The 14,524-nt window shown below is 58.4% G+C and carries 12 protein-coding genes and 2 pseudogenes; 8 read left to right on the top strand and 6 right to left on the bottom strand.

Features of this window, described 5'->3' with window-relative positions; genetic code table 11:
* Positions 1–35: 35 nt before the first annotated feature.
* Positions 36–656, bottom strand: a complete 621-nt coding sequence (locus ACYZTL_RS01050; protein ID WP_461950181.1) for a cell wall hydrolase — start codon at positions 654–656, stop codon at positions 36–38.
* Positions 657–858: 202 nt separating this feature from the next.
* Here ACYZTL_RS01050 and ACYZTL_RS01045 point away from each other — a divergent pair, with 202 nt between their 5' ends.
* Together ACYZTL_RS01045 and ACYZTL_RS01040 are read left to right on the top strand one after the other, a co-directional pair.
* Positions 859–1,710, top strand: a complete 852-nt coding sequence (locus tag ACYZTL_RS01045) for a CAP domain-containing protein (RefSeq protein ID WP_461950180.1) — start codon at positions 859–861, stop codon at positions 1,708–1,710.
* 201 nt (positions 1,711–1,911) lie between these two features.
* Entirely contained in the window at positions 1,912–2,811 is a 900-nt protein-coding gene (locus ACYZTL_RS01040; RefSeq protein WP_461950179.1) for a bestrophin family protein, read from the top strand.
* Positions 2,812–3,261: 450 nt separating this feature from the next.
* Here the strand turns inward: ACYZTL_RS01040 and pdxR are convergent, their stop codons facing one another.
* Complete coding sequence (gene pdxR, locus ACYZTL_RS01035) at positions 3,262–4,734, bottom strand: MocR-like pyridoxine biosynthesis transcription factor PdxR (RefSeq protein WP_461950178.1); 1,473 nt, start codon at positions 4,732–4,734, stop codon at positions 3,262–3,264.
* A 147-nt stretch (positions 4,735–4,881) separates the two neighbouring features.
* Between pdxR and ACYZTL_RS01030 the strand changes: the two genes are divergently transcribed.
* Together ACYZTL_RS01030 and ahr are read left to right on the top strand one after the other, a co-directional pair.
* Positions 4,882–5,640, top strand: a complete 759-nt coding sequence (locus ACYZTL_RS01030; protein ID WP_461950177.1) for a sulfite exporter TauE/SafE family protein — start codon at positions 4,882–4,884, stop codon at positions 5,638–5,640.
* 98 nt (positions 5,641–5,738) lie between these two features.
* A complete protein-coding gene (gene ahr, locus ACYZTL_RS01025) occupies positions 5,739–6,770 on the top strand; it encodes an NADPH-dependent aldehyde reductase Ahr (protein ID WP_461950176.1) in 1,032 nt (343 codons plus the stop codon).
* 96 nt (positions 6,771–6,866) lie between these two features.
* Here the strand turns inward: ahr and ACYZTL_RS01020 are convergent, their stop codons facing one another.
* On the bottom strand, positions 6,867–7,790 hold the full coding sequence (locus ACYZTL_RS01020; RefSeq protein ID WP_461950175.1) for a LysR family transcriptional regulator: 924 nt from the start codon (positions 7,788–7,790) through the stop codon (positions 6,867–6,869).
* Positions 7,791–7,933: 143 nt separating this feature from the next.
* On the opposite strand from ACYZTL_RS01020, the gene ACYZTL_RS01015 reads away from it, so the two are divergent.
* Positions 7,934–8,338, top strand: coding sequence for a RidA family protein (locus tag ACYZTL_RS01015; RefSeq protein ID WP_461950174.1), 405 nt, complete (start codon positions 7,934–7,936; stop codon positions 8,336–8,338).
* A 52-nt stretch (positions 8,339–8,390) separates the two neighbouring features.
* Here the strand turns inward: ACYZTL_RS01015 and ACYZTL_RS01010 are convergent, their stop codons facing one another.
* Complete coding sequence (locus ACYZTL_RS01010; protein WP_461954233.1) at positions 8,391–10,973, bottom strand: bifunctional diguanylate cyclase/phosphodiesterase; 2,583 nt, start codon at positions 10,971–10,973, stop codon at positions 8,391–8,393.
* Between the two features lie 259 nt (positions 10,974–11,232).
* On the opposite strand from ACYZTL_RS01010, the gene ACYZTL_RS01005 reads away from it, so the two are divergent.
* From ACYZTL_RS01005 to ACYZTL_RS00995, 3 genes and pseudogenes are all read left to right on the top strand, one after another.
* Positions 11,233–11,727 carry a PaaI family thioesterase gene (locus ACYZTL_RS01005; RefSeq protein ID WP_461950173.1) on the top strand — a complete coding sequence of 165 codons (495 nt, stop codon included), beginning with the start codon at positions 11,233–11,235 and terminating at the stop codon, positions 11,725–11,727.
* Positions 11,728–11,825: 98 nt separating this feature from the next.
* Complete coding sequence (locus tag ACYZTL_RS01000; protein ID WP_461950172.1) at positions 11,826–12,554, top strand: hypothetical protein; 729 nt, start codon at positions 11,826–11,828, stop codon at positions 12,552–12,554.
* Positions 12,555–12,588: 34 nt separating this feature from the next.
* A pseudogene (locus ACYZTL_RS00995) lies at positions 12,589–12,951 on the top strand (LysE family translocator); the annotation flags it as partial.
* A gap of 119 nt (positions 12,952–13,070) precedes the next feature.
* On the opposite strand, the pseudogene ACYZTL_RS00990 reads toward ACYZTL_RS00995, so the two are convergent.
* Positions 13,071–13,469, bottom strand: a pseudogene (locus ACYZTL_RS00990) (helix-turn-helix domain-containing protein); the annotation flags it as partial.
* A 113-nt stretch (positions 13,470–13,582) separates the two neighbouring features.
* Positions 13,583–14,518 (bottom strand): diguanylate cyclase, encoded by a 936-nt coding sequence (locus tag ACYZTL_RS00985; protein WP_461950171.1) that lies wholly within the window; start codon positions 14,516–14,518, stop codon positions 13,583–13,585.
* Between the last annotated feature and the right edge of the window lie 6 nt (positions 14,519–14,524).

The raw sequence follows: 14,524 nt of genomic DNA, 5'->3' as shown, positions 1-14,524 counted from the left end.
TTTACATGGGTTCGATGACACCCAGATGACACCCTCTACCGAGCCTCTCCACCCTTGGGCTTATAAAAGAGAAACATGCTGGTCTGGGTGGTCTCGATGTATTTGCTGGCCCAATCGGGTTTCACAGTGCGGTCGTGAAAATATATCGCGCCGTTGGTTCGATCGTTGAGCTGCTTGTTGAGCGCCTTGCGCGCGATTTCCTTGGCGATCGCGTATTGGGTTTCTTCCTCAACCTGATCGGAACGCCCGTCACACCACCAGGAAAACTGGCAGTTCTTCGTTTCAGAACCCTGTTTGACCACCGCGCACACCGTGTCCGGAAAGCCTTCATGACCCAGGCGATTCATGACCACGCTGGCGACGGCTTCCATGTCGGCGGACGATTCGCCTTTGGCTTCCCAGTAGATCGAGCGCGACAGGCAGGTGATTGCATCGTCCAGCGGTGACGCTCCGGCCGGATCGACGGCCTGCACTTCGGAGGTGGTAATCGCTTCGGACTTGGGCACCGGTACATCGGCCCCCTTCTCTGCCGCTTTCTGTTCCAGCACTTCGGCCTTGTTTTCGGCCACTTCCTTTTTCTGTTCCTGTTCAGTCGCCAATGCCTGGCCGCCGAGTAGAGTGATTGCAAGGCAGGTTGCTATCCAGATAAATCGCATGATCGACCCTTCTGAGTGAGCCCGATTCAAAGCAACATCATGTCGACGCTGTACCGCGTCATCGTGGCGACATGGCTTGATTGTAGTTGCCAATTTTCATTACATAAGACGGCCAACAAACTGAATTTCGGTGTGAAAAGGCATTGCGCTCACAGGGGTGAAATCGCGCATCATGGGCGCAGTCAGATCAAGGGAGATTTCCATGCGTGTCCTGTCATCCGTTTTGCGTCTTGCCACGTTGTCATTGGGTTTGTTGTTTGCTGCGAAGGCGTTGGCGGCTGACGAGAAACAACTGATTGATTCGATCAACGATTACCGCAGCCAGATGCAGCGTTGCGCGGGTGAGGTATCGGCGGAACTGCCGCCGCTGGCGGGTGATCCACGTTTGGCGTTGTCTGCCACCAGCATCGGCAATCTGCAACAGGCCATGGTCGCCGCGAATTATCCGATGAAAAATGTGCAGGCGATCAGCCTGTCCGGGCCACGTGATGCAGCATCGGCGATGAAAGCGATCCAGGAGAGCTTTTGCCAGATCGTGCTGGACCCGCAATTCGTCGACATCGGTGTGAGCCGCCAGGACCGTGAATGGCGCATCGTGCTGGCCCGTCCACTGTTGAGCGCACGCTTGGGCGACTGGCAGGCGGAAGGTCAGAAATTGCTGGCCGAGCTCAATGTCGCACGCGGCCGGCCGCGCCAGTGCGGCACGCAATCCTTCGCCGCCGCCACGCCGCTGACCTGGAACGCCATACTGGCGACGGCGGCCGAGACCCATTCGCGGTCAATGGCCAACAACAATTACTTCGACCACAAGGACCGCGATGGTCGCACGCCGGGTGATCGGGCAGAACTGGCGGGTTACAGCGGCCAGCAGATCGGCGAGAACATCGCTGCCGGGCAAGACACCGTGCGCAAGGTGGTCGATGGCTGGGTCGCCAGCCCCGGTCACTGCGCCAACCTGATGAACCCGCAATTCCAGGAGTTGGGCGCGGCATATGCGGTGGACCCGAAGAGTGATTCGGGGATTTACTGGACGGCGATGTTTGGTACGCCGTAAGCCTTCGGATTTCCACGCAGCAACCCGGACTTCATTAATGGAGTCCGGATTCTTTAATCGGTAAACCCTTCATAGATTCCGTCGATCAACTGGTCATCTATAGTAATTGGACGCCCCGGCCCGTTGCTTCTAGCCTGCGCACACATAATTTCGTGAACAGCGCCCCACCTCCAATGTGGGCGCCTGCGCAGGCAAAGCACAATGATCGTCCGACCCAAGCCCAATCTGATCAACATCCTCACGTCGCTCAAGGGCTCGATCGCCAAGAAGATTGCGTTGCGCTGTCTGATGGTGACGCTGCTGGCCGCCGTCATCGTGCTCGGTGAAACCCTGCAACCCAACTATTTTGCCAAGGTGAACGCGACGCCCTTCACCCTGCTCGGTCTGTCACTGTCGATTTTCATGAGTTTTCGCAACAACGCCTGTTATGACCGCTGGTACGAAGCACGCAAAGCCTGGGGCGAAATGACGGTCGCGATCCGTTCGATGATTCGCGAAACCCAGATCATCAAGGATGCGAACGAGCGGCAAAAAATCCTGCACAACCTCTGCGGATTCGCCCATTCGCTGAACGCAAAACTGCACGCAAAAAGTGAACGGGAGGCTGCCGGCGACTGGCTTGAACCGATGCCGGAGGGCAACGTGCCTGACTTCAGCGGGCGTATTTTGAACCATGTCGGCCAGCAATGTTCGGCACTCGGCGAGTCCGGGGCGATCAGTGAGTGGCGCTATACGATCATGGCCAACCACCTGACGAGCCTGAGCCGGTCGCAGGCGGTCTGCGAACGAATCAAACAGACGCCACTGCCGTTCGCCTACACCCTGTTGCTACACAGAACCACCTACCTCTTTTGCGTCTTGCTGCCCTTCGCCATGGCCGAACCGCTGGGTTGGCTGACACCGGTTTTCATCGCCATCGTCAGCTATACGTTCTTCGGACTGGATGCGATTGGTGATGAGTTGGAGGATCCGTTTGGTCGTGATGAAAACGACCTGCCGACCCATGCGATGGTGCGCAACATCGAGCGTGAAGTCCTCGCGGCGCTGGGTGCGACACAACTTCCCCCAGCCCTTGAGCCCGTGGATTTTGTGTTGAGCTGACGCGCGATCGCCGAGTAGTACCTGGCGAATTCAGGCGTCCGCCTGGACCACCTCGATCCCCAGTTTTCGATAGTCTCCGACATCGCCCGACGCACCGCGAGGCGGCCTGCCAGCCGACCTGATTTCAGGTGTACGCGTTCCCCTGTGGGAGCTGGCAGGTGAACGCCTCGCCTGCTGCAAGAAGTCCATGAATATCGGGCGTTCGGCAAAGTATTTCAGACTGAGCGTTGGGTCTGGGCGAAGATCGTGCATTTATCCGTATGCTCCGCATCATCTATACGAGGTTAACGTCGTGCCCCGAAAATCCTGAGTGAGGTGGCGCGGGATTTATCGGTAGCCGAGCAAAAACATGCAGCGTAGTTCCTGTTCAGGACGAATGCATGAACGTTAGTGCAGAGTGGCCGGTGGCGCCGATAATTTCGAAGGGCAGCGATGCCCTGCCCGGTGCAATCAATGTCCGGCGATCACCAACGCAAGAATCCGAATGCCTTCTTGAATCTCCTGCGTCGTCAGGCCGGCATAGCCCAAAATGAGCCCCGCGGGTCGCTCGGACGCTGTCGACGCGGGGCCGGCAAACAGCGGCGAGAGCGGATAAACCCCGACCCCGCGCTCGAGCGCGGCCGCCTGCAACGAGGGCTCATCCCGAGCGCGAAGTCCCGGCAACAGCAGCACGCCATGCAGACCCGCGGCCATGCCGACCAACTGCCCCTGCCCCGCCAGATGCTGTTCAACCGCATCCAGCATTACTCTTCGCCGCCGTTCGTTCTCCCGACGCAGGCGGCGAACGTGGCGCTCATACATACCGCTTTCGATCAGCGAAGCCAGCACGTTTTGCTCCCAGCGCGATGAGTGACGGTCCGTCAGCCGTTTGGCTTCGCGGAAAACGTTAACCAACTCGCGCGGAAGAACCAGATAACCCAGCCTGAGCTGCGGTGACAGTGCCTTGGAGAACGTGCCGACATAAATGACGCGCGCCTCCGTGTCCATGGATTGCAGCGCGTCGATGGGACGCTGGCCATAACGAAACTCGCCGCCGTAATCATCCTCGATGATCCACGCGCGCTGTCGACTCGCCCACCTCAGCAGCTCCAGGCGCCGCGAAACGGGAAGCACCGCGCCCATGGGAAACTGGTGCGACGGCGTCACATAGGCCAACCGCACGCAGTCGTCTTCCGGCAGAGCGCTGGTATCCAGCCCGGAGGCGTCGACGGGGGTTGGCAACGCCGTCGCGCCGGTGGCCTCAAAGCAATACCTGGCCATGCGGTAGCCCGGCTCCTCAAAGACGAAGGCGTCTCCCGGGTTCAGCAGCAGCCGCGCGCACAGGTCGAGCCCCTGTTGCGAGCCATGCACCACGAGGATCTGGTCCGCCTCGCAGGTCAAACCTCGTGCGCGTCGCAGATAGCCTTGCAGCGCGCTGCGCAAACGCTCTTCCCCTTCGGGCTGGCCGTAATAATGGTTGGGCTGACGCTTGACCAGTTCGGCGCGGTAGGCGCGCTGCCACCCCAGGGCCGGAAAATCCCTAGAGGCGACCGAGCCGTACTTGAAGTCGATACGGACATGCGGAGTCGTCACGCTGTACGGCTTCAGAGCGGCCACACGCTGTCCGTACAGGGAAAGCGCTGGCGGCAAATGCTCGCTCGACGCGGCGTCCGCTTGGGTCTGCCCGGACGGGGTACTCCTCACGGAGCCTACCCGGGCGGCTTTTCCCGCCGACGTCACCACGAAACCCTCGGCGGCCAGTTGTTCGTAGGCCGCCGTCACCGTGGTTCGCGACACGCCAAGTTCGGCCGCCAGTGCCCGCGTCGATACAAGCCTGGAGCCTGCTGCGAGCGTGCCGTCTTCTATTTGCAGGCGCAGCCTGGCGTAGATACGGCGTTCCACGCCGCGTGCGGCTGCATCCGGTCTGGTTGAAAACTGGCCCATGGGAAAACCTCAAAACTGGCACTTTTTATTGTGCAGGTCGTGATCGAGATTATGGGTTCTCATCATTGCGAGTGAAATCCCCATGTGTCCGCACCCGGGTCCATCTCAAAAGGTTTTTCAGGCCGATAAAAACAGGGAGGCCGCGCCGTGGAACTGACTGTCACTACGCTCCTCGTCACGTTCGCCGGCGTCTTTCTGATCTGTTTCATGAAAGGCGCATTCGGCGGCGGCTTTGCCATTGTCGGCATCCCGCTCCTGTCACTGGTGATGGACCCGATCACCGCCGGTGGCCTGCTCGCGCCGTTGTTCATCGCAATGGATGTGTACGGCCTGCGTTACTGGAAGCCGTCCACCTGGTCAAAACCGGACCTGAAGTTGCTTGTACCCGGCCTTGTCGTCGGCATCGGCGTCGGCTATCTGCTCTTTCGCGTGCTGGACCACCGCGCGATCGCCATCGTAATGGCAGCGGTCACGCTGTTTTTTGTCGGCCTCTGGTTCAAGGCCGGCGGAGAAGTCAGGGTACGCCCGCGCTCATCGCCCAAGGCCGTGGCCGCCGGCCTCACATCGGGTATCACGACCATGGTCGCGCATTCAGGCGGGCCGCCGCTGGCGATGTACCTGCTACCGCTCGGCTTGAGCAAGCAGGTTTATGCCGGAACGACCAGCATGTTCTTCACCGTGGGCAATCTTCTCAAGGCTACCCCTTGGTTGCTCCTGGCCAGACCGACGGGCAGCGTGCTGAGCCTGATGCTGATCTGCCTGCTCGCCGTGCCTAGTGGTGTCTGGCTGGGCTGGCGGTTGCACGCAAGACTCAACCAGCGTCAGATGTACCGCGCCTGTTACGGCTTGCTGGTCGTCACGGCCGTGAAACTTCTGTGGGATGGTGTCGGCGGGTATCTCGCCTGAAACGGGTGCGTCGGGTATCGAAGCCGTCGGCTACACTTTGCTGTCCGCGCAGGGCAGCCGAGTGGCCAAATCCCTGTCTCCCGACCTGGAGGTATCCCATGAGCGATAACACCGAACTCACGTCTTTCACCGGCTGGGCCGCAACGGCGGCCGGTGCTCCGCTGGAACGCTACAGTTACGATCCCGGCCCATTGGGAGAAGATGAAGTGGAAGTCGCCGTGGAGTATTGCGGCGTCTGCCACTCCGACCAGTCGCTGATCGATAACGATTGGGGCATCAGCCAATACCCGTTTATCCCGGGCCATGAGGTGGTCGGCCGTATCGTGCGAATGGGCACACAGGTACGCGGTCTCGAAACGGGGCAACGGGTGGGCATCGGTTGGTACAAGGGCAGTTGCATGCATTGCTCTTCGTGTATCGGAGGTTCCCATCACCTGTGTGGCACGGCTCGACCCACCATCATCGGTAGCAACGGCGGCTTCGCCGACCGCGTGCGTTCGCACTGGGCCTGGGCACTTGCGATACCGGACGGCCTCGATCCGGCCATGGCCGGCCCGCTGTTCTGTGCCGGCTCGACGGTGTTCAACCCGCTGGTGGAATTCGACGTCAAACCCACTGACCGGGTCGGTGTGGTGGGCATCGGCGGCCTCGGTCATCTGGCATTACGCTTCCTCAATGCCTGGGGCTGCGAAGTCACGGCTTTCACTTCGTCATTGAGCAAGCAGGACGAAGCCAAGCGTCTGGGCGCGCACAACGTCGTCGCCTCCACCGACAGCACTGCGCTGAAAGCCATCGCTGGCACCCTGGATTTTCTTCTGGTCACCGCCAACGCCGACCTCGACTGGGCGGCCATGCTCGGCACCCTGCGCGGCAAGGGTCGCCTGCACTTCGTTGGCGTCGTGCCCGGCGCGATTCCGGTGCATGTGTTCGACCTGATTCCTCAACAGAAGAGCCTGTCCGCCTCGCCGGTCGGTTCGCCCGCAACCACGGCGACCATGCTGGAATTCTGCGCACGACATCAGATCCTGCCGCAGGTCGAGCACTTTCCCATGAGCCGGGTCAACGAAGCCATCGATCACCTGCGCAGTGGCAAGGCGCGTTATCGCGTCGTGCTCGACGCCAGCAAATGACAGGTCGGCGCGTCGGGTAACACCGCATGCGCCCTCATCCAGTTTGACCATGACCAGCGTAAGTGGAATTACAGTGTTGGGTCATGGTTCTTGCTGTCAGAGGTTTCGGTCGATGACTGGCGCATGTTGCGCCATCAGTTCAACCACCCAATCGATGAACACGCGCAGCTTGAGGCTGATATGCCGGTTCGGCGGAAAGGCCACGTAGAGCGGCATCGTATCGAGGTGCCAGTCTTCGAACAGCGGCACTAACTCGCCTCTTGCCTCAAAGGTTTTGGACATGTACTTGGGTAGCCAAAGAACACCCAGCCCGGCCAGACCGGCCGCAAGATAAGCATTGCCATCGTCGACGGCCAACACGTAGCGACCTTTGATCTGCACACTTTCACTGTGATTGCGCATGGCATAGGGCACCGGTTTACCAGTGCGCTCCCACAGGAAACCGACGATTCGATGATCCGACTCTTCCAGTTCTCGCGGATGCGAGGGCGTGCCGACCCGAGCCAGATAGCTCGGTGCTGCAAAAACGCCGAGCGGCAGATCAGCGACTCGCCGGGCCATCAGCGACTGATCCGTGAGTTCACCACCGCGCACCACGCAATCGACGTTCTCGTCGATCAAATCGACGATGCGATCGCTGACACCCATGTCGATCTGGATGTCAGGGTATCGCGCGTAAAACTCAGGCAATGCCGGCATCAGAATCATGCTCGCCAGCGGGCTCGGCACATCGACTCGCAGCCGGCCCCGGGGCAACGCCGAGGCGCCGGACAGACTGGTTTCAGCGTCATCGATGTCGGCCAGCAGTTTTATCACCCGCTCGTAATAAACGGCGCCATCGGCGGTGACGTTGACCTTGCGCGTCGTGCGGTTGAGCAATTTGACGCGCAACCGCGCCTCCAGTTGCTGTACCAGTTGGGTCACGGTGGTCTTGCTCATGTGTAGTGTTTCTGCAGCCTTGGTGAAGCTGCCCGCCTCCACCACACGCGCGAATGCCTGCATCGCATCAAAACGGTCCATCGCTGTCCCTTGTATCGATCAGATTGTTTGTATTTTCCAAACAGTGATCGCCAAGGTTGCTCGTTTATCGCCCGGGCGCAAGTCCTTACAGTCCCTTCAACGTTAGTTTCGGGTCAGTTCCGACCCCTTGATGGAGGTACTTTATGACAACGCGCGATGTGGCTTTTCCGTCCGGTCGCCAGGCGCTTTATGAGCGCAATCGCTACTCGCCGGCGATTTGCTCCAATGGTTTTTTGTTCGTGTCGGGGCAAGTCGGCAGCAAGGAAGATGGATCGCCCGAGCCCGACCTGGAGAATCAGGTCCGGCTCGCCTTCAACAACCTTAACGCGATCCTGGTCGCGGCCGGTTGCACCTTCGACGACGTGATTGATGCCACCGTCTTCATCGTCGATCCCGAATCGACGTTCGAAACGATCTGGAAGATCGTGCCGGAGTTCTGGGGTAGCGCGCCGCACCCGACGCTAACCGGGATTGGCGTCACGTGGCTGTATGGTTTCCAGTTTGAGATCAAGGTGATCGCCAGACTGCCGGAAACCGGCGAGAGGTGATCTGGCGCCTGCGCGGTATACCCGGGCAAATGGTGGCCATTGCTCACGGTCGTTAGGTTGCCACCACCCGGTCCTCTTCGAAGACACCTGCCAACTTATTGAAAGCAACAATATCGAGCGGTCGGCTCAGGAAGTAGCCTTGACCTTCATCGCAAGAAACCGCTTTCAGCAATTTCAGGTGTTCGGCCGTTTCGATGCCCTCTGCCGTAACGGTGAGTGACAACGCACGTCCCAAGCCCACGATAGCCCGGATGATAGCCTTGTCATCCTCGCTATCAACCAGCCTGTTCAAAAAGCTGCGGTCAATTTTCAGGCCATCGAAAGGGAATGCGCGCAGGTAGCTCAGGGAAGAATATCCCGTTCCAAAGTCATCCATCGATATCCGTACGCCGAGCCGCTTGAGCGTACGCATCACCTCAAGTGCGCCGGTGGCGTCTTCGAGCATGACGCTTTCGGTAATTTCCAGCTCTACTCGGGCAGGGTCGATCCCAGAGTCACAAAGTGCTGCCTGAATGCGCTCGACCAGATTGCCTCGTTTGAATTCGATCGGTGAAAGGTTGACTGATACGAACAACCTCTCCGGCCACTGTGCGGCACAACTGCAGGCGGTCTTGATCACCCAATTGCTCAAGGAAAGAATGAGCCCGGATTCTTCGGCAATCGGAATAAACGTGTCGGGTGGTATCAAACCGCGTTCAGGATGCTGCCACCGGACCAGGGCTTCGGCACCCATCATCTGCCCGTCAGCGATACGATAGCGTGGCTGGAAATGCAGCCGCAGCTCTCCGTGTTTGATCGCGAAACGCAAGTCGCTTTCCAGACGACGGCGCTCGATGATCCTGGCATTCATATCGCCCGCATAAAAGCGCCAGGTATTACGACCTGCGCCCTTGGCCTCGTACAGTGCGATATCCGCATAGCGAAGCAGCTCAGTCGCCTCGCAAGCGTCATTGGGTGCCATCGCGATGCCGATGCTGGCGCTGACGAACACTTCCTGCTCGTCGATCGCTATGGGCCGCTCGATGGACTCGATCAGGCGGCGACAAAGCGTCTCGACTTCTTCCTGGGAACCCACGTCAGTGAGGATCAAAACAAACTCATCCCCGCCGATTCGGGCGACAAGGTCCCCGTGACGCACGCAGTCAGCCAGGCGACTCGACACTTCATTCAGCACTCGATCCCCGGCGGCATGCCCAAGCAAATCATTGACCGGTTTAAAACGATCAAGGTCCAGACTGAGCATGACCAGCGGTTGATCTACGGTCGGCATCGCCTTGAGTTTGCCGTCAAGAAACTCTTGTAGACGTGTTCTGTTCGGCAGCCCGGTCAGGGCGTCGTGCTGAGAGAGAAATTCGATTCGTCGTCGGGCTTCAACTTCCTCCGTCACATCGGTAGCCGTGCCGCGGAATCCTCCACCTGTCATTTCTCGAGCCGCAAGACGCGTGATTCGCTCACGACCTTTGGTATCGACATAGCGGCATTGAATGCTGAGGTCCGGACGACGGCTCGGGATGCTGAGCCACTGAGATAACGTGCCCATTTCGGTGCTCAGCAGATCATTGATCACCGCACCGATCCAAGCCTCTCTGGACTGCCCCGTTACATATTCGAATCGCTCTGACAGATAGGTGAAACGCCAGTCAGCATCTATTTCCCAAACCCAATCCGAGCTGGCTTCAACGACATCGCGAAAGCGCGCTTCGCTGGTGGCGAGGGCGTCCTGACTGTTTTGCAGCGAGGCATAGCTGACATCAAGCGCCAGCGCACCCGCGGTCGTGCGACGCAAAATGGCCCACGTCATCAGGCATACCAATAGCGCGGCGATGCCGATCAATGGCAACCCTACTCCCAGTAGGCGCAGGCCTGGCCTCGACGAACTCCAATGCAGGCTGCCGGCCGCGCCGTCATTGCCCAGCGGATAAATAGTCGTAACGCCGAAGTCCTCGGGTGTGGCGACGTGCAGATGACTGACCCCAAAATCGTCGCCGATTCTTTCGAGCCTGGTGCTGTTCAACAGACTGACGAAAATCAACACCGACGGAGGTCCGTCGTCAGGCTCCACGGTCGGGTCAGTTCCCGGCGTAATGGCTGCTGCCGCGACGAGGGCGGGTACACCTGCGATATTGATGAAGGCGGTTGTCGGCGTTTCTGTCTCCGCTCCCGCACGCGCCTTATCGAGAATCCCGGAAAGGGACTGCTTGAGCCACTCTGCCGCTTCCACGGTTTTCAGCTCGCCCTTGATCACCGAGTAAACCGTACGATTGGCGGCATTAACGACAAACAACCCCTGGAATCCAAAATCCGCGTAGAGCGTAGGTCCGACGTTCTGCCTTACGAAGGCCCAGTCAGGGTCCACTTCAGCATGCAGGTGCTTGTACGCATCGCCCCAAAACGCGTAATCCTTGACGGTTGAACGCAGGGATTTTTTCAGCGATTGCATTGCCTTCTTCGTGTAAAACGCGCTTTCGACCTCCTCCGTGCGGTCTAAATCATGCGCAAGATAAACGAGTGAATAGCTGGCAAGTAGAAATACGGCTACCAATAAACCTGCGAACTTGAACAGCGAGGCGCGTGCCAGCCTCACGCTTGAGCGATGCGAGGGGGAATGGACGATAGAGGAGAGATTGTTCGGCATAAATTCCCGCTGGTCGTTGACGCAAGTCAGTTGCATATCATGCTATCGGCTGCTTTGGCAGAACGATGAGCAGCGGTAACCATGAGTGGCCGCTTTCCGTTAAAGTTTATGGTTCTGCTCCCAACACGATAAAGCCGTAAAGAAATTTTTCCCGGGAATGATCTGACGCCCGCGCAGTGCATGAATTGCAGCACCCTTTGTTGTCAGTTCAGCATTAAAATCCGCCGGTGCAGTCCACATTTTTAAGGATGATCAAGGTATGTCCACGCCCGACACTTCCCTGCAAGACACCGCCGCGCCAGAAGGCGTTTGTTATGGCTGCGGCGGCAGCAATCCGCACGGGCTGCACATCAAGAGTTTCTGGCATGAGGACGGCGTGCATGTCATTGCCGAGCACCTGCCCGAGGCCAAATATTGCGGCTGGCCGGATCTGGTTTACGGTGGATTGATCGCAATGCTGGTCGATTGCCATTCCAACTGGACGGCGATGGCCTATCACTACCGGATGGAAAACCGCGAAGTCGCCAGTCTCCCGCGCATCAACTGTGTCACTGGCAACCTGGGCATCAAGTTCATCAAGCCGACGCCGATGGGCGTACCGCTGACCCTGCGTGCGAAGGTGGAAGGCGAGGTCGGACGCAAAACCCGCGTCATCTGTGAGGTCTACGCGGGGGAGCTGCTGACGGCGGTTGGGGATTCCGTTTTCGTGCGCGTCGACACCGAGCAACTGGCGGCGGTTGCACATGGCCGGTAGTTTGCAACCCTCTTCAAAAACCTGAGCGATACAAGTTGGGCTACCAGGCTTTTCTTGGGTGCCGATTCCTTATGCTGCTATGCCAACTGGATAGATCCATGCCGCTAGAAACCCGCAACTTTATTCTTGAGACCCTTGAAGACCTCGGCATCGGTGATTTCCCTGCCCGCCCCTTCGACTGCGCCTTCGAATTGCTCGCCGCACCACCCAGCCGCAAGCGCCTGATCGTGATCGGCTTCAACGGCTCCCTCGCCGACGCCATCCACACCAATGCCGGCGCGGTGCACGCGGGCTACGAACAACCCGAGTTTTCCAATGTCGCCCATGGCCTGGAAGGCGGCTGGGGTTCGAAGACCCTGGCCCGGCGATTGACCGAGCTGCCCACCGAGCTTGGTTTTGACTGGCGCGACACCCTCTATACCAATGCGTTGCTGCTGTGCTCCGCTGATGCCGCGTCCATACAAAAAGTTGCGCAGCAATCTTCTGCGGCGAGCCTGGAATCGCTGACACGCAAATCAATGGATTTTTTCGAGCGGGTGACGGTGCCACTCGCGGAACCCGAGTTGATCATTGCTTACAGCAACGGCTTGGGAAGCCCATCGGCGGCCAGGATTCTGTGGGAGAGGTTTGGCAATGGAGAGGCACTGGATCACGTTGACGCTTCTTCCTACCGGGCGACTTATGGATTCACCGCCACCATTGGCAGCCGCAAGATTCCGGTAGTGGGGATTCGACATATGTCCAGATTCGTGCCGAGCGTTGAGGCCATCAAACTGGCTTGGGAACGGCAGAAAGCGTGCATCGGCAGTCAACCAGGCCCGTGTTAACGTGCGTACACCCTCATTTTTAAGTCACACGCCCATGTCCATCGCTGACAATCTTCTCGCTTTTACCTTCGCTGCCACGTTGCTGACCCTGACGCCAGGGCTCGACACTGCATTGATCTTGAGAACCGCCACGGTGGAAGGCAAACAGCAGGCGTTGCGCGCTGCGTTGGGAATCAATACGGGTTGCTTGTTGTGGGGCGCGGCGGGCGCTTTTGGTCTGGGCGCTTTGATTGCGGTTTCGGAACTGGCCTATGACCTGTTGAAATACTGCGGTGCCGCTTACCTTGCGTGGCTTGGATTGAACATGCTGTTGCGTCCGCGCAGCGCTCTGTCGCCCATGGAAACGGGCGCAAAGCCAGAGGCCAACTGGTTTCTGATGGGGATGACGGGGAAAATACCGGTGGCGAAGGAGCGTTCCTTCTTCGGGAAGTATTCGGCAGTGGCCTTGATCGCAATCGGGATGACGGCCAGGCCGAACGCACCGCACACCGCCGCGATGCCCTCGCCCATCGGCACTTATTTGACCAACCGCGTTTCCCTGGACGGCCTGTAACCGAAGTACGAGCTGTAGCACTTGCTGAAATGACTCGGCGACACAAAACCACACGCCACCAGCACATCCACCTGGGACAGCTCCGTGTGTTGAAGCAGTCGACGCGCTTCGGTAATGCGCAGTTCCATGTAATAGCGCTGCGGCGTGGTGCCGAGTTGTTCCTTGAACAAGCACTCCAGTTGTCGACGAGAACGACCTGCATAGACCGCCAGTTGCTCCAGCTCCAGCGGCTCTTCGAGGTTGGCGTCCATCAGCTTTACCACCTCGCGCAAGGGTGCGCTCACACAAGCATTTTCCGTCGGTTTGATGCGCCGGTAGCTTGACTCTTCGAACGCGAGGATGTCTTCAATACCCTCGACAATTCGCCCTGGCTAAAATTTCATTCGGCAGAATGGGTCAGCTTCCAATCAACGCCAACAGTGTGTGGAAGACGAAACGCATAAAGAGTCAAAAATGCAATCAGATAGGGGGGCTCTTACCCAGACGATATTGCAGATGAACATACTCGGGCCCTGCCTGCTGTCTTCGCTTTGTAAAGTTGGTTGTCAGCAGCTTCTATTAAAGCCTGGAACTCAAGATCACCAGTGGGCGTCAATGTAGCGACGCCTAGAGAAACAGTCACTACACGATCTACATCAGAAGCAGAGTGCTCGATACCCAGTGCTCGGATACGCTCTTGCATTTTTTCTGCAATTTCGACCGCCCCAGAAAGACCTGTATTGGGCAGGATGCAGGCAAACTCTTCGCCACCATACCGAGCGACCAGGTCAAAAGGGCGTCTAACCGTTTCAAATAACGCTTGTGCAACGGATTTCAGACAGCCATCTCCGGCCTGGTGTCCGTATCGGTCGTTGTAGCGTTTGAAAAAGTCCACATCCACCAAGATGAGCGACAGCGGCTTTTGCTCTCGATAGCACTGACGCCAATCCGCCAATATGTCCTCATCGAATTTGCGTCGATTGGCCACTCCAGTAAGGCCATCCATCAATGCCATGGAACGTAGCAGATCATTCTGTAGCTTCAAGGTTAGATGTGTTCGCACACGGGCTCTAACAATGGTGGGATTGATGGGCTTGCTGATGAAGTCCACCGCGCCAAGTTCCAGACCTATCACTTCATCTGACTCCTGCCGCTGTGCGGTGATGAAAATGATGGGAATGTCCTGGGTCGCAGGGTCAGCCTTGAGTCGACGGCATACTTCATGCCCATCCATACCCTCCATGACGACGTCCAGCAGAATCAGATCGGGCAGTTGACCCCGGCATACCGTCATCGCCTGCACTCCGCTGGTGGCCATGAACACATCGCAATCCCCGCGGAACAGCTCATGCAACACCCGGATGTTAGTCGGTTGGTCGTCGACTATGAGGAGTTTTGGACGGTTATAGGGATGCGGCAACCAAGTTTTCATCGACTG

This window comes from Pseudomonas sp. LB3P81, from assembly GCF_054897965.1.
Note: the sequence above shows the minus strand (reverse complement) of the source record. Positions and strands in the feature narration are given on the sequence as shown.